Below are 21,368 nucleotides of genomic sequence, written 5' to 3'. Positions count from 1 at the left end.
CCCGGGAATCCGCTGAAGGAGCACCGATCAAACCCGACGCCCTTGCACCTCATCCAGATTCGCCTGCCAGTCCTTCTGCGCCGCGTTGGTGTGTTCGGGTATCGGCGCCTTGAGCAGCACAAAGTAGGCGACCGCCGAGAGCAACGCCACGATGGCGCTGACCGCAAAGGCCGTGGCGAAGGTGCCGGAATATTGCACGCTGAACCCGGTGACGATCGGCGCGATGGAGCCTGCGATGTAGCCGCCGAAATTCTGGATAGAACCCAGTGACGCCACGCGTTTGGTGTCGACTACGGTGTTGACCACCATCCACGCCGTGGCGCTGGACAGGTTGATGCCGAACAGCGCCAGGCAGAGCAGGGCGACGCAACCGCTCAGGCCGGTAACGAAGGTCAATGGCAGGGTGAAGACCGCAGCGAACACCAGCCCGCCGATCACTGTGTATTTGCGGCTGTTGAGCACACCGACGCCGCGCCTGACCAGCCGATCGCAGATGCGTCCGGCGGCGATGGTGCCAATCGCGCCGAATACATAGGCGAACGACACCACCCAGGCGGTTTGATAGGGGTCAAGGCCGTGTTCGCGCTGGAAGTAGCCGGGCAGCCAGGTCAGGTGCAACCAGAGCATGTAGATGACGCCCATGAAACCGAGGAACGTGCCCCAGGTGCTGCGGTGCTTGAACAGGTCCAGCCAGCCGGCGAAGAACGAAGCCTTTGGCGCAGCATCGGCCTGAACCACCTGAACGGCCGGTTCACGGCCCTCAGCCGCCAGCTCCTTCAGGTACTGCGCGCGGCTTTTGTAGAACACCAGCCAGCACAGCGACAGGACGATGCCGAGCACGCCGGTGATGATGAACATCCCGCGCCAGCTGAAGTTGACCATGAACAGCGTCAGCAGCGGCGGCGCCAGGCACGGCCCGATGCAGGTCGCCGACCAGACGATGCCCGTCGGGGTGCCGCGCTCGTGCTCCTCGAACCACTCGTTGAGGGTTTTGGCGGCTGACGGAAACATCGGTGCTTCGCCGATCCCCAGCAGTACGCGCAGGGCGAAGAAGCCGCTGAAGCTGTTGACGAAGCCCGATGCCGTCTGCGCGAGGGACCACACCATCAGCGCGCCGCCCAAGGCGATCTTGCTGCCGAGCTTGTCGATGATCATGCCCATCGGCAACTGCGCAAAGGCATAAGCCAGCGAGAACGCCGACAACAGAATGCCCATCTCGGAAGGGCTGATGAGCATGTCTTTCTGGATCGTCGTGTTGGCGATGGACAGCGCGCTGCGGTCCAGATAATTGACGATCCCGAACAGCATCAGGAAGACGATGGTGATCGTCTGGTAGGTCTTTAGGGATTTCATTGCGCACCTTTTTTATTGTTGTGGGGCTTAACGGCTTCGTTCGTGTAGGACCGGCTTCAGCCGGGAAGGGGCCGGTTTGGGCACCATCCATGTTGCGGTGTGACGCTGGAAAAGCTTCCCGGCTAAAGCCGGTCCCACTGACAGCCAGACAGCTTCCCGGCTAAGGCAGGTCCTACCAGGAAAACGCGGTGCAGCAGGCGACGCATTTCCCCTGTGGGACCGGCTTCAGCCGGGAAGGGGCCGGTTTGGGCACCATCCGTGTTGCGGTGTGACGCTGGAAAAGCTTCCCGGCTGAAGCCGGTCCTACCAAGGCAGCCTGTCCTGTCAGGTCACCGCACCGATGTGCCACGGCACAAATTCGTTTTGCCCATAACCGTGTTGTTCGCTTTTGCTGCGGGCGCCGGAGGCAATGTCCAGCATCATCTGGAACACGTACGCGCCGCGTTCTTCGATTGTCGTCGTGCCGTCGGCGATGCCCCCACAATTCACGTCCATGTCTTCCTGCTGGAATTCGAACACGCGGTTATTCGTCGCCAGCTTGATCGACGGCGTCGGCGCGCAACCGTAGGCGGAACCGCGACCGGTAGTGAATGCAATCAGGTTGGCGCCGCCGGCCACTTGCCCCGTGGCAGAGACCGGGTCGTAGCCAGGGGTGTCCATGAACACCAGGCCCTGGGCGCGAACGGCTTCGGCGTATTCATACACGCCCATCAGGTTGGTCGAGCCGGCCTTGGCCACCGCGCCCAGGGACTTCTCCAGAATGGTCGTCAGCCCGCCGGCCTTGTTCCCGGCAGACGGGTTGTTGTTCAGCTCGGCGTTCATGCGCTGGCAGTAGTCTTCCCACCAGTGAATGCGCTGAACGAGCTTTTCGCCGATGGCCTGACTGGCCGCCCGCCGCGTCAGCAAATGCTCGGCACCATAGATTTCCGGGGTCTCCGACAGAATCGCCGTGCCCCCCGCCGCCACCAGCCGATCCACCGCATTGCCCAGCGCCGGGTTGGCGGTGATGCCGGAATAGCCGTCGGAGCCGCCGCATTGCAGGCCGACGATCAGGTGCCTGGCGCTGACGGTCTCGCGGGTGACCCCGTTGGCCTGGGGCAACAGCGATTGCACCTGAGCGATGCCGCTGGCGATGGTCTTCGACGTGCCGCCGGTGCCCTGAATGGTGAAGGCGCGCAGTTGGTCACTGGCTTTCAGACCCTGACTGTCGAGCATGTCCTGAATCTGGTTGGTCTCGCAGCCCAGGCCCACCACCAGCACCGCCGCAAAGTTCGGGTGCACGGCGTAGCCCGCGAGGGTGCGGCGCAGCAGGTCGATGGCCTCGCCCTTTGAATCGATGGCGCAGCCCGAACCGTGGGTCAGCGCGACCACGCCGTCGATGTTTGGGTAGTCCGCGAGGGCTTCCGGGAAAATATCGCGACGAAAGCGGTCGGCGATGGCCCGTGCCACGGTGGCCGAGCAGTTCACCGAGGTGAGAATGCCAATGTAATTGCGCGTCGCGACACGGCCGTCGGCGCGCACGATGCCCTGAAAGAACGCTTCGGTTTTCGGCGTTTCGTGGGCATCGACGCCAAAGGCGTAGTCACGGGAGAAGTCGCCCATCTCGACGTTGTGCACGTGCACATGCTGCCCGGCTTCGATGGGCTGTGAAGCGAAGCCGATGATCTGGCCGTAACGCCGCAGCGGCTGACCCTGCTCGACCCGAACCGCCGCGACCTTGTGCCCGGAAGGAATCGGCTGCGAGACGGTGACGTTTTCTTCGTCCAGGTGCGTGCCTTCGTTGAGCGCCTGGCGAGCGATCAGCACGTTATCGAGGGGATTCAGGCGGATGAACAGCGCGCTGCTGTCGAACGCAGGCGTTTTGGCGATGAGTTCCATGCGGCCTCTCATGACGGTGGCGGCCTGCATCAGCGGGGCGAGACGACGGCTTGCGTCGGAGATCGGCACCGTGGCTGGCCGGTTATTGTTATTCACGACCTATCAAGCAGCGCCTCATAAACGCGGACGTTGCTGGCCGATTTTCAGCCACTCTATGAAGCCGGTGGGTAATTTCCCAATGAAAGGTTTCGATTGAGCGATAACGCGGGGTTATCGATTCGTCCGACCCTCTTCGACTTTAGAAACGTGACCTCAGGAAAGCGAGCAGTGCCTTCACCGCTGCCGACATCGGCCGGGCTTTCGACGTCATCAGGCCAAGATTGGCCATGCTCAACGGCAACTCCACCGGCAGAATGGCGATCATGCCGTAGCGGGCGTAGTGCCGGGCGACGTCATTGGGCACCACGGCGATCATGTCCGAGGATTCCAGCATCGAGGTGGTCGCCAGAATCGAACGGGTTTCGATGATGTCCAGGGGCTCAATCAATTGCGCTGCCTGCAATGCGTTCTCAACCTGGCGCCGCATGGGGCTGCCGATGGGGTGAAGGATCCAGGTCAGCGGCGCCAGCTCCGCCAGGGTCAGGTTGCTGTGGTTCACCAGAGGGTGCTGCGGCCGGGCGATGATGCGCATGCATTCGCCTTGTTCGAACAGCTGAATATCGAGGCTCTGGCCGTCGAGCTGATCGGGCAGCCGGCCCAGCACCACATCGAAATCGCCGCGAATCAGTGCCGGTATCAATTCATCGCTGGTGCCGACTTCCAGGGCGATGCGCACTTTCGGGTGCGCGGCCTTGAACGCCAGCACGCCGCGGGTCAGCAGCGTCGGCACCGGGCCCATCACCGTGCCGATGCGCACCATCCCCGTGGACCCGCGTGCCAGCTCGGCCAGCTGCGCTTCGGCGTATTCGAACTCATGCAGCGCGCCCTGGGCGTAGCGAATCATCACCTCACCGAACAACGTCGGCTGCATGCCGCGCGGCAAGCGTTCGAACAGTTGCACGCCAAGGCGCTCTTCCAGCTGTTGCAACAAGAGGCTGGCGGCGGGCTGGGTGGTGTGAATGGCGGCGGCAGCCTTGCGCAGATTGCCCAGTTCGCCCAACGCGTTGAGCAACGCGATCTGCCGGCTGGAGATTTTCAGCATCGGGAAAGGGCCAGGCAGATCGGGGGAGGGTGGTGAATCTGACATATCGGATTTGATATCGATGATTAGGATTTGGCGATTATGCCTGTATCGCAAACCGTCCTACAGTGAGTTCATCAAGGGTTGCCTTGCTGCCGCCCGTCTCTAAAAAATAAGGGCCGTTCATGCAGATCACGTCCATTTCCGTCCGCGACATCCGCTTTCCCACCTCCCTGTCCCTCGACGGTTCCGACGCAATGAACAGCGCGCCGGACTATTCCGCTGCCTATGTCGTGCTGCACACCGATTCACCGGACGGGCTGGAAGGCCACGGCCTGACGTTCACCATCGGGCGGGGCAATGAGATCTGCGCCGCCGCGATTCACTCCCTGGCGCCCTGCGTGGTGGGGCTGAGCCTGGAATCGATCACTGCGGACATGGGCGCGTTCTGGCACACCATCACAGCCGGCGACAGCCAATTGCGCTGGTTGGGGCCGGAAAAAGGCGTGATCCATCTGGCCACCGCCGCGCTGGTCAATGCGGTGTGGGACCTGTGGGCCAAGGTCGAGGGCAAGCCGGTCTGGAAGTTGCTGGCCGACATGACCCCCGAGCAGTTGGTCAAGTGCCTGGACTTCAGCTACGTCACCGACGCCATCACCCCCGAAGAAGCCATCGCGTTGCTCCGTCGCCAAGTGCCGGGCAAAACGAAGCGCGAGGCGCAGATGCGGGAGGAGGGCTATCCGGGCTACACCACCGCGCCGGGCTGGCTGGGTTATTCGGAAGAGAAGATGCGCCGGCTGGCCCGCGAAGCCGTGGCCGAGGGCTGGACCCACATCAAGCAGAAGATCGGTGCGGACATCGAAGAAGACTTGCGCCGCGCCGCGATCCTGCGGGACGAACTGGGCTGGGAACGCACCCTGATGATGGACGCCAATCAGGTCTGGAGCGTCGAGCAGTCGATCACCAACATGCGCCGTCTGGCGGCGTTCGAGCCCTGGTGGATCGAAGAACCGACCCACCCCGACGACATCCTCGGTCACGCGACGATCCGCCAGCGCATCGCGCCGATTGGCGTGGCCACCGGTGAGCATTGCCACAACCGGGTGATGTTTAAACAGATGTTCCAGGCCGGCGCGCTGGATTTCTGCCAGCTCGACGCGGCACGGCTGGGTGGGCTGAACGAGGTGCTGATCGTGTTGCTGATGGCGGCCAAATTCGACATCCCGGTGTGCCCCCACGGTGGCGGCGTCGGGTTGTGCGAATACGTGCAGAACATTTCGCTGTTCGATTACATCGCCGTGTCCGGCTCCCTGGACAAACGCGTGCTGGAATACGTCGATCACCTGCACGAGCATTTCCTCGATCCGGTGGTCATCCGCCGCGGCCGCTACATGCCCCCGCAACGGCCGGGGTACAGCATCGAAATGCACGCCGAGACGCTGGAGCGCTATCAGTATCCCGATGGCGCAGTGTGGGTGGACCTGGCGAACCGATAATCTGACTGTAGGAGCGTGGCTTGTCCCGCGATCGACGGGGAACCCGTCGTGACCCGCCCAACGCGTTTTTCCAGACACAGCGCGTTGCCAGGATTTACGGGGACTGCGTCCCCGATCGCGGGGCAAGCCACGCTCCTACAGGTTATGCACGGTGCGGCAACAGGCAACCCCATGTCGCTGTGGACACGGGCCTTTCCCGGGCATGACCGGTATGATCCGTCGCATCTACCCGACCACGGTGCGACATGAATTCCCCCGAGCCCGGCAACGTCATTCCTCCCGCCACTCCTCCAGCAAGCGCCCCCGTCACGCCGCCCGAGCGTGATCGGCTGTCGGCTTCGCTGCTCGGCGGCGGCTGCGAGCCTGACCCGCGCTTCACCCTCGCCAATGAACGCACGTTTCTTGCGTGGATCCGCACGGCATTGGCGTTCCTGGCGGGCGGCATCGCGGTCGAAGCCTTCACCAGTGACGTGTTCAGCCCCGGCCTGCGTCGGACGGTTGCGCTGTCGTTGCTGGTGCTGGCATTGCTGGTGAGCGCCAGTGCCTGTGTGCGCTGGCTGAAAGTCGAACGGGCGATGCGTCAACGCAAGCCGCTGCCGTTGCCGGTGCTGGTGCCGATTCTGTCGTTGGGCGGCGCGTTGGTGGCGGCGGGGCTGATCGTCTTTCTGATTTACGGCGCGTCGTGAACCGGCGCGGTCATGCCGTGCCGTCGACGCCATTGCGCCACGACGATCCCGGTCTGCAGCCCGAACGCACACTGCTGGCCTGGCGCCGGACGCTGCTGACGTTGATCGGGGTGTGCATTCTGTTTTTGCGCTGGATTCCGCCGTTTGGGTGGGTGGCGCTGCTGCCGGTCATTTTTTCGTTGATGGCGGGCCTCCTGATCCAGATCGGCCTCAACGCGCGCTACCGCAAAAGCGCCCGGGGCATCACCCACGAGCGCATCCCGCCGCCATTACGTGAAGTGGCGGTGCTGGGTTGCACAGTGATGGTGTTGAGTCTGGTGGGGATTGTTGCGGTGGTGTCTGGCTGAATCAGGGAGTGAATCGAATGAATTCGTGTAAAAGCCCGCTTGCCCGCAAAATCAGGTCTGTCTGTGACATGTCCGTTGTCTGACACGCCGCCGGTAGAGGGGACTCGCCGGTAGAGGGGACTGATTTATTTACAGCGCTTCACCGTAAATTAATCTGTCCCCGGTGGATCAAGACATTGTGGCTCAGCAGGACCTGCCTCTTCCCGGCTGAAGCCGGTCCTACAATGCCGGGTGACTCAATACGCCGCCACTAACCCATCCTTCCTCGGATCGGTCCCGCCCACATACCCATGGGCCGTGCGCTGGATGATCTGCGCGCCGCCGAAGGCAAACACGCCGCTGGGGTCTTCCACTTCCACGTCGTGGCCCTTGGCGCGCAGCGCTTCGATCACCACCGGATCAAACGAGCGCTCCACCGCAACCTTCAGCCCGGACTCGATGCGCCAGCGCGGCGCGTCGGCGGCGGCCTGGGGGTTCTGCTTGTAGCGCAGGATGCGCAGCATCATCTGCAAATGCCCCTGCGCCTGCATCGGCCCGCCCATCAAGCCGAACGACATCAGCGGCGTGCCGTCGGCGTTCATCACAAAGCCCGGAATGATGGTGTGAAACGGCCGCTTGCCCGGTGCCACGGTGTTGACGTGATCCGCGTCCAGGGTAAAACCCGCCCCACGATTCTGCAGGCTGATGCCCGTGCCCGGCACCACCACACCGGAACCAAAACCCATGTAGTTCGACTGGATGAACGAGACCATCATGCCGCTCTCGTCCGCCGCCGACAGGTACACCGTGCCGCCGGCCTTGGGCGCACCGTGCAGCGGATCTTGTGCCTGTTCGCCGACCAACGCCGCGCGGTCGCGCAGGTAGGCCGGGTCCAGCATGTGTTCAGCGGCGACGCGCATGTGGTCGTTGTCGGCGACGTGCTGGTTGAGATCGGCCAGCGCCAGCTTCATCGCTTCCAGCACCGGGTGCACGGTCTCGACGCTGTCCACCGGCTGCTCGCCCACCCCCAGCGCTTCGAGGATGCCCAGACCCGCCAGCGTGGCGATGCCCTGACCATTCGGCGGCAGCTCGTGGACCACGGCGCCGGCGTACGGCACCGACAAAGTATCGATCCAGTCCACCCGATGGTTCGCCAGATCCTCAAGGCTCATGACGCTGCCATTGGCGTTGGCGTGAGTGATCATCGCTTCGGCCAGTTCGCCGCGATAGAACGCCTCGCCCTTAGTTTCGGCAATCAGCTCAAGCGTCTTAGCGTGATCCTTGAGCACGACTTTCTCCCCGGCCTTCGGCGCTTTGCCGCCTTGCAGGAAGCACTCGGCAAAGCCCGGCTGATCCTTCAACAGCCCGGCGCCACGCCGCCACAGTTCGGCAATGATCGGCGTCACCTGATAACCGTCCCGCGCATAGCCGATGGCCGGCGCAGCGAGGGTGGCGAAGGGCAGCTTGCCGTAGCGCTCGGACAACGCGACCCAGGCCGATACCGCGCCCGGCACCGTCACCGAGGCCCAGCCGCGCTGGGGCATTTCCGGCTGACCGGCAAAGTGCTCCGGCGTCCAGGCCTGCGGCGAGCGGCCCGAGGCGTTGAGGCCCTGCAACGTCTTGCCGTCCCAGACGATGGCGAACGCGTCGCTGCCGATGCCGCAACCGGTGGGTTCGACCACGGTCAGCACCATGGCGGCGGCGATGGCGGCGTCAACGGCGTTGCCGCCCTGACGCAGCATGTCCAGCCCGGCTTGGGCGGCCAGCGGTTGCGAGCAGGCGACCATGTTGTTGCCCATCACCGGCGAGCGGGCGGACGCGTAGGGTTGGCTGTAATCCAGATCATCGAACATGCAGTCGTTCTCTTCTTGGCAGTTGATCGGTTATAGAGGCGCAGCTTCGGCGTTTAAGCGCGACCGCCGTCAGCTTTTCGGATCGAGGGCATCACGCAGCCCGTCACCCAGCAGGTTGAAACACAGCACCGTGATGTAGATTGCCACGCCGGGGGCGATGGACATCCACGGCGCCTGTTCCATGAAGTTCTTCGCGGTGTTGAGCATCGAGCCCCAGGACGGCGAGGGCGGTTGCTGGCCCAGACCGAGGAACGACAGGCTCGCTTCCGCCAGAATCGCCGAGGCGATGGTCAGCGTCGCTTGCACCACCAGCGGCGAGAGCACGTTCGGCAGCACGTAGCGCAGGATGATCCAGCGGTCCGGCAGGCCGATGGCACGGGCGCCTTCCAGGTAATCTTCGTGACGGATCGCCAGCACCTGACCGCGGGTCAGGCGCGAGAAAATCGGCATCGCCGACAGCCCGATGGCAATCATCGCGTTGCTCAGGCTCGGGCCGAGAAACGCGCCCAGGGCAATGGCCAGGACCAGAAACGGGCACGACAGCAGCGCTTCCATGATGCGTGAAATCACCGCGTCGAGCTTGCCGCCGAAGTAACCGGCCAACAGGCCCAGCGGCACGCCAATGACCATGGCAATCGCCACCGAAACCCCGCCGGCCAGCAACGAACTGCGCGCACCCCAGAGCAGGCGGGAGAACAGGTCGCGGCCCAGCTCATCGGTGCCCAGCCAGTAGATCAGCGACGGCGCCTTGCGCACGGCGAGGAAGTTGGCTTTAAGCGGATCATGGGGCGCAATCCACGGCGCCAGCAGCGCGGCGAGAATGAAGATGATCAGCACCACCGCGCCGACCACCGCGCCCTTGTTGGCGAGGAATTTCTTCACGAACGGCGAGCGGGTGCGCGGCCGCAGCGGCTCTCTCGACGGCGCCTGGGACGGCGCGTTCAGCGGCGCCGAAGGATGGGTCGCAATCGAAGTCATCAGGCAGTCCTCAGACGCGGATTGATCAGGCGATAGAGCACGTCCGCCAGCAGATTCAGCAGCAGAAATCCGATCGCAACGCACAGCACCACGCCTTGCACCACGGCGTAATCACGGTTGAACACGGCATCGACAATCATTTTGCCGAAGCCGGGAATGCTGAACACCTGCTCGGTCAGCACCGCGCCGCCAAGCAATTCGCCAAACAGCAGCGTGGTCAGGGTGACGATGGGCATCAGCGCGTTGCGCAGGGCGTGCTTCAGAATCACCGTGCGCGGGAACAGACCTTTGGCCCGTGCCGTGCGCACGTAGTCGGCGCGCAGCACTTCGAGCATCGCGCTGCGGGTGTGGCGCATCAGCACGCCAGAGAGCCCGGCGCCCAGCACGAAGGCCGGCAGGATCAGGGTTTTCAGGTTCTGCCCGACGTCTTCACCCAGCGGCACAAAGCCCGAGGCCGGCAGCCACTGCAGCTTCACGGCGAAGATCATGATCAACAGAATTCCCAGCCAGAAGTGCGGAATCGAGATCCCCGACAGGGCAAACACGTTGGCCGCGTAGTCCACCGACGTGCCCTTGCGCACCGCCGAGATCACCCCCGTCGGAATGCCGATCACCAGCGCGATGATCAGCGCCAGCACCGCCAGTTCGATGGTCACCGGCAGCTTTGAGGCCAGCAGCACGGTCACCGGTTGCTCAGTGCGCAACGAGGTGCCGAAGTCGCCCTGCAGGACATTGCCGACCCAGTGCACGTACTGCAGCGGCAGCGGGTCGTTGAGCCGGTATTTCTCGCGCAGGTATTCCATCACCGCGGGGTCGCGCTCTTCACCCGCCATGGCCTGCACCGGATCACCGGGCAGCAGCTTTTGCAGGGTGAAGACGAACAGCGAAACCAGGATCAGCGTCGGAATGGCACTGAGCAGGCGTCGCAGGATGAATGTCAGCATGACGAATCCTCGCGGCCGAAGCGGTTGTCCACGGGCGCCGCTGTCATTTGAAAGCGACGTTGTTCAAGCGAATCAAACCATCGGGGTTGGGCACGAAACCGGTGAGGTTGCTGCGCATGGCGATGATTCGCGGATCGAAGTACAGGTAGCTGGTCGGCACGTCTTCGGCGAGCAGGCGCAGGGCCTCGAAGTAGATGGCCTGACGCTGGGCCTGATCGTTCACGGTGCGCGCCTTGTTCAGCAGCTCGTCGAGTTTCGGGTCACAGAAATGCCCGTCGTTCTGGCCGCCCTTGCAGGTCACGAACTGGTGGATGTCGCCATCCGGATCAGGGCGGCCCGACCAGGCGCTCATGCCGATCTGGAAGTTGCCGGCCTGTTGCTCGCTGAGCAGCGTGGCGTATTCGGTGGCGATCAGATTGACCTTGAAGCCAGCCTCTTCGGCCATCGCCTGAATGATCTGGCCGACCTGCTGGGCGATGGGGTTGTTGGCGACTTTCAGCTCCACGGCGAGGGGCGTCTTGACCCCGGCTTCCGCGAGCAGTTTTTTGCTGGCTTCGACGTCACGGGTCGGGAGCGGCAAGTCCTTGTCGTAATACGGGCTGTTTTTCGGGAACGGCTGGGCGCTCGGCGCGTACAGGCCTTCGAACACCACCTGATTGATCGCGTCACGGTCGATCGCCAGCTCGAAGGCCTTGCGCACGCGCTTGTCCTTGCCCATCGGGGTGTTGGCTTTGTCGCCGTTGTTGGTGTTGTACATCAGCTGCATGTAGCCCAGGCCCGGCGTGCTGAACACCTGCACGTGGCTGTCGGCCTTGGCGGTCTTCACGTCGGTGGGCGCGACGCGTTCGATGATGTCCAGGTCGCCGGAACGCAGGTTTGCCAGGCGCACCGAGGTGTCCGGAATCGGCAGGAAAATCACCTTGTCGAAGTGGTACGCCTGCTTGTTCCAGTAGTTGTCGAAGCGCTCCAGCACGATGCGGTCCTGCTGCACGCGCTGAACGAATTTGTAGGGCCCGGAACACACCGGCCTGGAGGCCACGTCGGTCGCCGAGGCCTTGGGTGCGAGCATCATCCCGGCGCGGTCGGACAGTTGCGAGATCAGCGTCGCGTCGGGCTGCTTGACTTTGATCGCCACGGTTTTCGCGTCGATCACCTCAACGCTTTCCACCGACGCCAGCTCACTCTTGCGCAGGGAGTCGGGCAGGGTGCGCGCACGGTCGAGGTTGAACTTCACGGCGGCGGCATCAAACACCTCGCCGTCGTGGAAGGTCACGCCGTCGCGCAGGGTCATGGTCAGCGTCTTGCCGTCCTCGCTCCAGTTCCAGGCGGTGGCCAGTTGCGGCGCGTAGGTCAGGTCCGGATTGACGTCCACCAGCTTGTCGCACAGCGCGGTGTAGACCAGACGCCCCGAGTAGGTACGCGAGCGGTGTGGGTCGAGCATGTCAGGGTCGTCCTGAATGCCGATGCGCAGGGTGGTTTCGGCGACAGCCGCATTCGCAGCGAGCAGCAACAACGTGGTTGTCATCAGGTGGGCGAACTTCATGGCTGACTCTCCAGAGAAAGGGCTTGATGGCTTTTGAACAGGTTCAGGCGCTGGCTGTAGGCGGCGCTGGGCGTGGGCACGATCAGCGAACCGGCGCCGGCGTTGGCGATTTCGCGCCAGTAATGGCAGGCCACCTGACGCCCCGGCTCGACGCTTTCGAAGAGCGGCTTCGCCTCGCGGCACAGCGGCTTGGCGTGGGGGCAACGGGTGTGAAAGCGGCAACCGGACGGTGGCATGCTAGGGCTTGGCATGTCACCGCCGAGTAACGGTCGCGGACGGCGCAGATCGGGATGGCTGACCGGCACGGCGGCCATCAGCGCTTGCGTGTAAGGATGAAACGGCGTTTCGAACAGCGCGTTGACCGGCGCCAGCTCAACGATCTCACCGAGGTACATCACCGCCACACGGTCGCTCATGTGGCGGATCACCGCGAGGCCGTGGGCGACGATCAGCAGGGTCAGGCCGAACTGGTGCTTGAGGTCTTCCAGCAGATTCACCACCTGGGCCTGCACCGAGACGTCCAGCGCCGACACCGGTTCGTCGCCGAGGATCAGCCGTGGTTCCGAGGCCAGCGCCCGGGCGATACCGATGCGCTGACGCTGACCACCGGAAAATTCGTGGGGAAAGCGGCTGCCGTGCTCCGGCGCCAGGCCCACCGTGCGCAGCAGCTCGGCGACTTTGTCCTGACGCGCGCTGCGGCTGTCGTCGCGATGCAGCCAGATCGGCTCGCCGATGATCGATTCCACGCTCATGCGCGGGTTCAGCGAGGCGAACGGGTCCTGGAAAATGATCTGCAGATCGCGGCGTACCTGACGCAGCTTGTCGGCGGGCAGGTTGCCCAGGTTGCGGCCTTCATAAATGACGTCGCCAGCGGTGGGCTTGAGCAGGTTCAGCAGCACCCGGCCCAGGGTCGATTTCCCCGAGCCCGACTCACCCACCAGCGCCAGGGTCTCGCCCCGGCGCACCGCCAGGGAAACCTCATTGACCGCCTGCACGGGCGGCTTTTTGCGCTGGAACAATCCGGCTTCGCTGTGAAAGTGTTTGCTCACCGCGATGCTTTCCAGAATCGGCTTTTCCAGTGCCGACTCAGCCGCCCCGTTGTTCACGATGTGTGGGCCTGACAGGCTCATGCGCTGACTCCCAGATGCTGTTCAAGTGGCACGCGAATGCAGGCGGCGAAATGCCCGGCGGAGACTTCCAGAAGCGGCGGACGGGCTTCCCGGCAGGCGGCGATGACGAATGGGCACCGGCTGGCAAAGCGGCAGCCCGTAGGCATTTCAGCCGGCGTCGGCACACGGCCATTGATCGTTGCCAGACGCCCTTCGCGAGGACCGACCGAGGGCATCGAGCCCATCAGGCCGATGGTGTAAGGGTGCTGCGGATCATCGAACAGGGTCTTCACCGAACCGCTTTCGACGACGCGCCCGGCGTACATCACGATGACCTCGTCGGCCACTTCGGCGACCACGCCGAGGTCGTGGGTGATGAGCATCATCGAGGTGCCGGTTTCGGCCTGGAGGCTGGCGACCAGCGAAAGAATCTGCGCCTGAATGGTCACGTCCAGGGCGGTGGTGGGTTCGTCGGCGATGATCAGCGCAGGGTCGTTGGCCAATGCCATGGCGATCATCGCGCGCTGACGCATGCCGCCGGACAGCTCGTGGGGGTAAGCGTCGAGGCGTTGGAGGGCATCGGGGACGCGGACCTTTTCCAGCATTTCCAGCGCGCGCTGGCGGGCGGCGCTGGCTGACAGACCCTGATGGCGAATCACGCTCTCGGCAATCTGATCGCCGATGGTGAACACCGGATTGAGCGAGGTCATCGGCTCCTGAAAGATCATTGCCATGCGGTTTCCGCGCACGTCCAGCAGGCGCTCGTCGGACATACCGATCAAAGGTTCGCCCAGCAGATTCGAGGCGCTGGCCTGGACGGTGGCGGTGTCGGGCAGCAAGCCCATCAACGCCATGGACGTCACGCTTTTGCCGCAGCCGGACTCGCCGACGATGGCCAGGGTCTTGCCCGGCTGAATGGCGAACGACACGCCGTCGACGACATTGGCCGGGGCATCCTTGAAGCGCACGGTGAGGTCGCTGACGCTCAATACCGATGGGGTGTTCGCGGGTGAAGCACTCATACGCTGGCCTCGAGGTCTTGCTGGATGACGTGATCGAGCGCCTGTTGCAGCGCACGCAGGTGCCCGCGCATGGCGGTGGCGGCCTTGGCCGGATCGCGGCTCTCGATGGCGCCGATGATGTCGTGGTGGTCGTGGCTGTAGGTGCTCAGGCGATCGGTGTTGCGGGCGCGCTGGCGCAGGTCGCGCCAGGCCGGGTCAAGACGAATGGCGTCGAGCATTTCGAAGATATCGAGCATCAGGCGGTTGCCGGCGGCTTCGGCGATCCCGCGATGCAGCGCGCTGTCCCACAGCTCGATGCCTTCGGCGTCGGGTTCGCTGGCATGTTGCTGGTGGGTGGTGCGCTCGGCGAGCCGGCGCAGGATCGCCATCTGTTCGCCGCTGGCGCGCAGGGCGGCCAGTGACGCCAGCGCCGGTTCCAGATAGATGCGCGCTTCCATGACCTCGCTGAAATTGGTCCGGCTCGACAGCTTGGCAAAGCTCATGGCCGCGCTCGGCGGGGTAGGGCCGACGAAAGTGCCTTTGCCCTGCCGCCGCCAGATGTGCCCCTCGGCTTCGAGCACCGCCAGCGCGCGGCGAATGGCCCGGCGACTGACGCCGAAATCCACCGCCAGATCGCGCTCGGTCGGCAACGGCCGTTGCGGGAAGGCCGCCTGCTGCGCGACCAGTTGGCGCAACGCGTCGAGGGCCATCTTTGACGAAGTGTCGTGGGTTGCGTCGGTGTCGATGCTGTCCATCTGCGTCTCTCGTCACGGGGGTGAACCGGAGGCCATGGGCTGCGTGAAGCAGGGCCTGGCTGCAGAAGAGGAGTGCAATAGCGATGCCAATGAAAAATGGTTCACCCGCAAGGTCCGATGGCCGGCACAAGGGCAGGCGTGATCCCGCCGCTTCGGGCCAATCGGCAAAGGTTCGGAAGTCTGGTTCGCGAGGAGGAGCGGGATTGGTTCAGGCGGGAAGCGAACCAATTTCGGGGGAGGGTCCAGGCAGGGCGCCTGTTTATGGTTCGGGTGCGTTATTAGGGGGCGCTGATTGGGGTGATTCTGGCCGAAGCCAGAATCAGCGCTTTATCAATCCCACTGCGGCGCAAGGCTGGCCGGGCTGGTCAGGCGATGGCCGCGGTCCAGCTGCGCAATCTGCGCCATGTCGTCCTCGGTCAGCGTGAGGTCGACGGCTTTCAGGTTGCTTTCCAGGTTGGCGCGTTTGGTCGACGACGGAATCACCGCGTAGCCTAGTTGCATGGCCCACGCCAGGGTCACTTGCGCAGGCGTCGCGTTGTGGCGCTGGGCGATCTGCTCGATCACCGGGTCTTTCAGCACTTCCCCGTAGGCCAGGGTCATGTAGGACGTAATCTTGATGCCGTGCTGTTGAGCGAAAGCGGCCACGGTACGGTTTTGCAGGTACGGGTGCAGTTCGATCTGGTTGGTGGCGATGTTCTCGGCACCGACCGCAGCGATGGCTTCACCCATCAGCGCCACAGTGAAGTTGGAAATGCCGATCTCGCGGGTCAGGCCTTGCTGCTTGGCTTCCAGCAGTGCGCCCATGAATTCGGCGACAGGCACCTGGCCCTTCGGCGACGGCCAGTGGATCAGCGTCAGGTCGACGTGATCGGTTTTCAGCTTGGCCAGGCTTTCCTTAAGGCTCGGAATCAGCTTGTCGGCGGCGAAATTGTCAGTCCAGATCTTGGTGGTGATGTACAGCTCATCACGGGACACGCCGCTTTGCTCGATGGCCTGACCGACCTCGGCTTCATTGCCGTAGATCTGCGCGGTGTCGATGACGCGATAGCCCAGCTCCAGGCCGTTGCTGACCGAGTCGATGACGACCTGATCTTTCAGGCGGAAGGTGCCAAGGCCAAATGCGGGAACAGTCATGGGAAAACTCCAGAGTTCAAGGGGGAAGGGGATAAACGAAGCAGACGCCCAGTATCCCGCGCCGGCTGGCAGGGAAAAACCACAGCGCGGGCACGGGAGTTTTGACGGGGGATCATGAATGCCATGAAGTTTCGGGCAGCGCTTGATCGTGATCGTTCAACGGGATGTGATTTCGGACGGCCTGTGGCGGTCACTCCCACAGGGTTCTGCGACCGGCTCCAGATCAGACATGCCCATCGCGTTTTACGAAATGCTTGTGCATGTCCGCCGTCAGCGCTTCCACCCGTTCGGTCAGCACTTTGGTCATTTCGGTGAGCCGGGTGTTTTGTTCCAGCAGTTCCAGCATCTGTGCGGTGTTTTGCGCCGCTCGCGCCATGCGTTCTTCATTGGCCGTCGCCAACGCCTCGCGGTGGAGCGCGTCGGCATCGGCGCTGGCCTTGTCGCGAGCAGCCTGTCGTGTTTGCGCGAGGAGAATGAGCGGTGCGGCGTAGGCCGATTGCAGGCTGAACGCCAGATTGAGCAGGATGAACGGGTAGAGATCGAATGACACCAGCCCGCTCAGGTTGGCGCCGACCCACAGCACCACCAGAAACGTCTGGGCGCCGAGAAAGGTGGGCGTGCCGAAAAAGCGCGCAAACGCCTCGGCCTTGAGGGCGAAGGCATCGGTGCCAAAGGTCGGCGCCAGGTGGGCGTGGCGTTTGTGAAAGCGCAGATGATCTGCCGGCGCAGCGGCAGCGCTCGGTTCGGCGGGCGAGGGGACGGGCGTGGGCGTGGCAGTGGGCATGATGCTTTCCTGAGGACAGAAACACCTGCCCACTATAGGCCCGCGCTCATTGGCGTCGTACTGAACCTCTGCTGAACCGGCGCGTGTCCCGGTTGCGCCGCGTCAGTCCACCGGCTCGGGGTACAGCGGTTTGGAACGCTGCATGATGCTGGCGTAGTCGTAAACGTACTGGCGGCCAGCGTGACTGGTCATGCGCAGGCGGTCGATCAGTTGTCGCTCTTTCTTGTTCAGGTATCTCAACCCGTGGTGGTCACTGGACTTGAGGCGATCACGTTCATGGGCGTCAGGGAAAGTGATGACGTTCGTCATGAAATATCTCCTTGGTTAAATCCGTGTCCCCGGCTCCGTGTTCCGGGGTTCACCCTTTGTGGTGCGACTGCGCACCTTACCCACAAAAACTCGGACGCTACAACCCTGCAAATGATCAGTGGGTCACAGGATTTGCGTGATCTCGAACGATTGACGGCTGCCGTTCACCACCACCTCCACCTCATCGCCATCGAACTTGCCAAGCAGGCTTTGTCCCAGTGGCGAACGTGCGGTGATCACCGTAATCACCTGCTCGTCGACGGTGACTTTCAGCCCCGCCGCGTCAGGCCCGAGAAACAACAGCTGCCCTGCGCCGTTGCCTGCCTGCAGGGCAATGAGGTCGCCGGTCTGGATGCCGCGCTGGTCATCGAACGGCTTGAGCACGAGGTGGCGGCAGAGGTTCAGCGACTGGCGGATTTCTTCCACGCGCCGCGCCTGACCCGCCGCCAGATAGGACGCCTCCAGCCCGAGCGTGTCGTACTTGTTCTCGGCGATGTTCTCTTCGTGGGTCGCGGTTTCGTACGCCGTTTGCGCGGCACGCACGGCCACATCGAGGTCGACCTGCAGTTTCTCGACGATGCACTGCAGGACGGTTTGCTTGTTCACGGGCATGGCGTATTCGGTGGCATGGAATGGCTCGACAAAAAGGGATTCAACCGCAGAACTGATAGACGCTCGCACGGCTTTTCTCGCTGGGCGCGGTCTGGTTCTGCTGCATCCAGAACTGACATTTCGGGCCGTTGAAGCTGCGTTGCCGCTCCGCCTGCTCAGCCTCCTGGGTCTGCCGCGTTTCGCTGTCGCGCAGAATCTGCCGGTACTGATCGAACATCGGGTTATCAGTTTCGGGTTTTGGTCTGGCCGCGGGCGGGGCAGTTATCTGCGCCGCGGCATTGTTCAGTGCCTGGGTCTGCTCGGCGGGGAGCAGTTTATAGATCAGCCACAGGCTTAGCAGGACAGCGAGAACCCCCAGCCAGATGCCGGCGGCAATCGACAGGATCAGCTTGAGCGGGCGCAGCGTGACGGACAGTTCGCGTGGGTTGACGTACATGACAGACTCCAGACTTGTATGCATGTGGCCAGCAGTGGCGGCGATTGTCGCACGAGCGGGGCTGGCGATTCTGCGCCGCAATGACGGACAATCGGTTTTTTTGAACATCCTCAGGGAGCCCGGATGAAAGCCTCTTGGGATATTTTCTGTAGCGTTGTCGATAATTTCGGCGACGTCGGCGTGACCTTTCGCCTGGCCCGACAACTGGTCGCCGAACACGACCTGCAGGTTCGCCTCTGGATCGATGACCTGAACGCCTTCGCCCGGCTGTGCCCGGGTGCCGATCCCCTGGCTGATCAGCAAATGCAGGATGGCGTTATCGTCTGTCGCTGGCCAGCGGAATGGCCCAAAACCTGGCAGCCGTTGCAGCTGCCGCACGTCGTGGTCGAGGCCTTTGCCTGTCGCCTGCCACCGGACTACATCGACGCCATGCTCGGGGCAGAGAAACGGCCGCTGTGGTTCAACCTCGAGTACCTGAGCGCCGAAGACTGGGTGTCGGGCTGCCACGGCCTGCCGTCGATCCAGTCTTCGGGCCTGCGCAAGTACTTCTTTTTCCCCGGATTCACCGCGAAGACCGGCGGGTTGTTGCGTGAAGCCGGCTTGATCGAAAAGCGCCAGGCGTTTCAGGCCAATCCCGCCGCACGCCAATCCTTCCTCCAGCGCCTGAACATCGCGCCCCACGCCGATGCGCGGCTGATGTCACTGTTTGCCTACGAACACGCCGGGGTCGGCAGCTGGCTGGATTGCCTGGCCCAGGCTGATTGCACTACCCATTTGCTGTTGCCTGAGGGCCGCATTCTGGGCGACGTTCAGCGCTGGTTGGGCGTGGATGAATTGACGGCGGGCGCCGTGCATGCGCGCGATGCCCTGACCATTCAGGTGCTGCCGTTCGTGCATCAGCAAGACTACGATTCGCTGTTGTGGTGCTGTGATTTCAACGTGGTGCGCGGTGAGGACTCCTTCGTCCGCGCGCAATGGGCGGGGCGGCCGCTGATCTGGCACATCTACGAGCAGGATGACGACGCCCACTGGGCCAAGCTCGATGCGTTTCTGGAGCTGTATCGGGTGGGGTTGTCGGAGGCTGCAGGGCAGGCGCTGACCGAAGTCTGGCGCAGCTGGAATGGCGGAACAGCCATGACTCAGGGCTGGAATGCGCTGGAGCAGCACACCGATGAACTCGCCGCCCATGCCCGGCGCTGGTGTCTGGAACAGGCCTTGCAGGAGGATCTGACGACTGCGCTGGTAAGGTTTTACCAAAGTTGGATATGATACGCGGCCTTGTATTAAGCCCTGTACGAAAAGTGGCTTTTCGTACAGGGCTTAGAAAGATCTTTCATCCAAATTCGGATACTCGTAATGAAAACTGGCAAAGAGCTTAAACCCGGTACCGTGATCAAGCTGGAAAACGATCCTTGGCTGGTTCAGAAAGCTGAATTCACCAAGTCGGGCCGTAACAGCGCGATCATGAAAACCAAGCTGAAGAACCTGCTGACCGGCTACAAGACTGAAATCGTCTACAGCGCCGACGACAAGCTGGACGACGTGATCCTGGACCGTAAAGAAGCCACGCTGTCTTTCATCAGCGGCGACACTTACACGTTCATGGACACAACCGACTACACCATGTACGAGCTGAACGCCGAAGACATCGAAGCCGTTCTGCCATTCGTTGAAGAAGGCATGACCGACGTCTGCGAAGCGATCTTCTTTGAAGAGCGTCTGGTTTCCGTAGAGCTGCCGACCACCATCGTGCGCACCGTTGACTACACCGAAGGTTCGGCTCGCGGCGACACCTCGGGCAAGGTCATGAAGCCGGCCAAACTGGCCAACGGCACCGAGCTGCAGGTGGCTGACTTCATCGAAATCGGTGACAAGATCGAAATCGATACCCGCGAAGGCGGTTCCTACAAAGGCCGTGCCAAATAAGCACAGTTTTTGTAATGCCGGTGATGTAACGCCGAACACGAGAAAGCCCGACCATGGAGTCGGGCTTTTTTGTGGGCGCCGAGTTGACGCCCGCTGACGCATTTACTTCAGATGAACCTTGAGTTCTTGCGAAGCCTGCAGCATTGCCGAGCGCACTTCCGGCACTTGGCTGATCACGTTCAAAAGCCCGTAATCGTGAATCATGCCGTTGTAGCGAACCGCCGTGACCGGCACACCGGCCTGGTCCAGCTTGCGGGCGTAGGCTTCACCTTCGTCGCGCAGCACGTCAGCCCCTGCGGTTTGCACCAGGGCAGGCGGCAGACCTTTCAGCTGTTCGGTCGTGGCCCGCAGCGGTGAGGCATAGATCTGGGCGCGCTGTTTCGGGTCGGTGGTGTAGTTGTCCCAGAACCACTTCATCATGTTGCGGGTGAGGAAGTGACCCTCGGCAAACTGATCGTACGAACCGGTATCGAAGTTGGCGTCAGTCACCGGCCACAACAGCACCTGGTAACGGATGGCCGGCGTGCCTTTGTCTTTGGCCATCAGGCTGACAACCGTCGCCATGTTGCCGCCGACGCTGTTGCCCGCCACCGCCAGACGCTTGCCGTCGACGTTGATTTCCTTGCCATGCTCGGCGACCCATTTGGTCGCCGCATAGGCCTGGTTGATCGCCGTCGGGTAGTGGGCTTCAGGTGATGGGGTGTAGTTGACGAACACCGCCACTGCCCCCGAACCCTCGACCAGATCCCGCACCAGACGTTCGTGGGTCGGGTAATCGCCGAGCACCCAGCCGCCGCCGTGGAAATACATGAACACCGGCAAGGTGCCTTTGACGCCGGCCGGACGAACGATCGTCAGGCTGATGTCTTGGCCATCCACCGAAATGGTCTTCTGGCTGACATCGGCCTTGGGCAGGGTCAACTTGACCCCGGCCTGGGCACCGGTCAGGACGGCGCGGGCATCTTTGGGCGAAAGCTGTTCGATCGGCTTGCCGCTTCCGGAATTCAGCGCGTCCAGAAACGCCTGCGTGTTGTGCTCGACGCCCGTATCGGTCGCAGCAAAAGCGTTGCCGATGGACAGTGCGAGGAGCGAGCCAGCCAGAATCTTGCCAAACGTGTTCATGTT

21 protein-coding genes are annotated in these 21,368 nt (G+C 63.0%); 5 read left to right on the top strand and 16 right to left on the bottom strand.

The genetic code is table 11. The annotated features are described in order from the left end of the window. Positions 1-27: 27 nt before the first annotated feature. From SLW75_RS23875 to SLW75_RS23865, 3 genes are all read right to left on the bottom strand, one after another. Positions 28-1,353 carry an MFS transporter gene (locus tag SLW75_RS23875; protein WP_410935619.1) on the bottom strand — a complete coding sequence of 442 codons (1,326 nt, stop codon included), beginning with the start codon at positions 1,351-1,353 and terminating at the stop codon, positions 28-30. A gap of 324 nt (positions 1,354-1,677) precedes the next feature. Then, on the bottom strand, positions 1,678-3,231 hold the full coding sequence (locus SLW75_RS23870) for a UxaA family hydrolase (protein ID WP_410935675.1): 1,554 nt from the start codon (positions 3,229-3,231) through the stop codon (positions 1,678-1,680). Between the two features lie 238 nt (positions 3,232-3,469). Next, positions 3,470-4,372 carry a LysR family transcriptional regulator gene (locus SLW75_RS23865; protein WP_410935618.1) on the bottom strand — a complete coding sequence of 301 codons (903 nt, stop codon included), beginning with the start codon at positions 4,370-4,372 and terminating at the stop codon, positions 3,470-3,472. A gap of 164 nt (positions 4,373-4,536) precedes the next feature. Between SLW75_RS23865 and SLW75_RS23860 the strand changes: the two genes are divergently transcribed. The 3 genes from SLW75_RS23860 to SLW75_RS23850 all read left to right on the top strand — a co-directional run bounded on the left by SLW75_RS23860 (position 4,537) and on the right by SLW75_RS23850 (position 6,880). Next, the gene (locus SLW75_RS23860) at positions 4,537-5,847 is read left to right on the top strand and encodes an L-fuconate dehydratase (RefSeq protein WP_410935617.1); all 1,311 of its coding nucleotides are present in this window, start codon (positions 4,537-4,539) and stop codon (positions 5,845-5,847) included. A gap of 245 nt (positions 5,848-6,092) precedes the next feature. Continuing rightward, positions 6,093-6,533, top strand: coding sequence for a YidH family protein (locus SLW75_RS23855; RefSeq protein WP_410935616.1), 441 nt, complete (start codon positions 6,093-6,095; stop codon positions 6,531-6,533). Then, entirely contained in the window at positions 6,530-6,880 is a 351-nt protein-coding gene (locus tag SLW75_RS23850) for a DUF202 domain-containing protein (protein WP_083233268.1), read from the top strand. The genes SLW75_RS23855 and SLW75_RS23850 overlap by 4 nt, the downstream gene beginning before the upstream one ends. A gap of 236 nt (positions 6,881-7,116) precedes the next feature. On the opposite strand, the gene SLW75_RS23845 is transcribed toward SLW75_RS23850, so the two are convergent. The 12 genes from SLW75_RS23845 to SLW75_RS23790 all read right to left on the bottom strand — a co-directional run bounded on the left by SLW75_RS23845 (position 7,117) and on the right by SLW75_RS23790 (position 18,317). Beyond that, positions 7,117-8,712 (bottom strand): gamma-glutamyltransferase family protein, encoded by a 1,596-nt coding sequence (locus SLW75_RS23845; RefSeq protein ID WP_410935615.1) that lies wholly within the window; start codon positions 8,710-8,712, stop codon positions 7,117-7,119. 69 nt (positions 8,713-8,781) lie between these two features. Continuing rightward, the gene (locus SLW75_RS23840; protein WP_065993026.1) at positions 8,782-9,690 is read right to left on the bottom strand and encodes an ABC transporter permease; all 909 of its coding nucleotides are present in this window, start codon (positions 9,688-9,690) and stop codon (positions 8,782-8,784) included. Further along, positions 9,690-10,634: an ABC transporter permease gene (locus SLW75_RS23835; RefSeq protein ID WP_037011865.1), complete on the bottom strand. Its 945-nt coding sequence runs from the start codon at positions 10,632-10,634 to the stop codon at positions 9,690-9,692. The genes SLW75_RS23840 and SLW75_RS23835 overlap by 1 nt, the downstream gene beginning before the upstream one ends. 43 nt (positions 10,635-10,677) lie before the next feature. Beyond that, entirely contained in the window at positions 10,678-12,177 is a 1,500-nt protein-coding gene (locus SLW75_RS23830; RefSeq protein ID WP_192133750.1) for an ABC transporter substrate-binding protein, read from the bottom strand. After that, on the bottom strand, positions 12,174-13,307 hold the full coding sequence (locus SLW75_RS23825; protein ID WP_410935614.1) for an ABC transporter ATP-binding protein: 1,134 nt from the start codon (positions 13,305-13,307) through the stop codon (positions 12,174-12,176). The genes SLW75_RS23830 and SLW75_RS23825 overlap by 4 nt, the downstream gene beginning before the upstream one ends. After that, complete coding sequence (locus SLW75_RS23820) at positions 13,304-14,308, bottom strand: ABC transporter ATP-binding protein (protein WP_410935613.1); 1,005 nt, start codon at positions 14,306-14,308, stop codon at positions 13,304-13,306. The genes SLW75_RS23825 and SLW75_RS23820 overlap by 4 nt, the downstream gene beginning before the upstream one ends. Beyond that, positions 14,305-15,042 carry a FadR/GntR family transcriptional regulator gene (locus tag SLW75_RS23815; RefSeq protein ID WP_065993032.1) on the bottom strand — a complete coding sequence of 246 codons (738 nt, stop codon included), beginning with the start codon at positions 15,040-15,042 and terminating at the stop codon, positions 14,305-14,307. Before SLW75_RS23815 ends, SLW75_RS23820 begins: the two co-directional genes overlap by 4 nt. A 330-nt stretch (positions 15,043-15,372) precedes the next feature. After that, positions 15,373-16,176, bottom strand: coding sequence for a 2,5-didehydrogluconate reductase DkgB (gene dkgB / locus SLW75_RS23810; RefSeq protein WP_410935612.1), 804 nt, complete (start codon positions 16,174-16,176; stop codon positions 15,373-15,375). Between the two features lie 223 nt (positions 16,177-16,399). After that, a complete protein-coding gene (locus SLW75_RS23805; RefSeq protein WP_065993039.1) occupies positions 16,400-16,960 on the bottom strand; it encodes a DUF1003 domain-containing protein in 561 nt (186 codons plus the stop codon). 102 nt (positions 16,961-17,062) lie between these two features. Continuing rightward, positions 17,063-17,269, bottom strand: a complete 207-nt coding sequence (locus tag SLW75_RS23800; protein ID WP_065993044.1) for a hypothetical protein — start codon at positions 17,267-17,269, stop codon at positions 17,063-17,065. Positions 17,270-17,392: 123 nt separating this feature from the next. After that, positions 17,393-17,875, bottom strand: coding sequence for a GreA/GreB family elongation factor (locus SLW75_RS23795; RefSeq protein ID WP_410935674.1), 483 nt, complete (start codon positions 17,873-17,875; stop codon positions 17,393-17,395). 46 nt (positions 17,876-17,921) lie between these two features. After that, positions 17,922-18,317, bottom strand: coding sequence for a hypothetical protein (locus SLW75_RS23790; protein ID WP_065993046.1), 396 nt, complete (start codon positions 18,315-18,317; stop codon positions 17,922-17,924). A gap of 123 nt (positions 18,318-18,440) precedes the next feature. Between SLW75_RS23790 and earP the strand changes: the two genes are divergently transcribed. Both earP and SLW75_RS23780 read left to right on the top strand, forming a co-directional pair. Beyond that, positions 18,441-19,586: an elongation factor P maturation arginine rhamnosyltransferase EarP gene (earP, locus tag SLW75_RS23785; RefSeq protein ID WP_410935611.1), complete on the top strand. Its 1,146-nt coding sequence runs from the start codon at positions 18,441-18,443 to the stop codon at positions 19,584-19,586. 87 nt (positions 19,587-19,673) lie between these two features. Beyond that, on the top strand, positions 19,674-20,243 hold the full coding sequence (locus SLW75_RS23780) for an elongation factor P (RefSeq protein WP_065993048.1): 570 nt from the start codon (positions 19,674-19,676) through the stop codon (positions 20,241-20,243). 102 nt (positions 20,244-20,345) lie between these two features. Here the strand turns inward: SLW75_RS23780 and SLW75_RS23775 are convergent, their stop codons facing one another. After that, positions 20,346-21,365, bottom strand: a complete 1,020-nt coding sequence (locus SLW75_RS23775) for an alpha/beta hydrolase (RefSeq protein WP_410935610.1) — start codon at positions 21,363-21,365, stop codon at positions 20,346-20,348. Positions 21,366-21,368: the final 3 nt, after the last annotated feature.

Source organism: Pseudomonas sp. W5-01 (genome assembly GCF_046540435.1).
Taxonomy (GTDB): Bacteria; Pseudomonadota; Gammaproteobacteria; order Pseudomonadales; family Pseudomonadaceae; genus Aquipseudomonas; species Aquipseudomonas graminis_B.
This window is presented reverse-complemented; position numbering and strand designations above follow the sequence as displayed.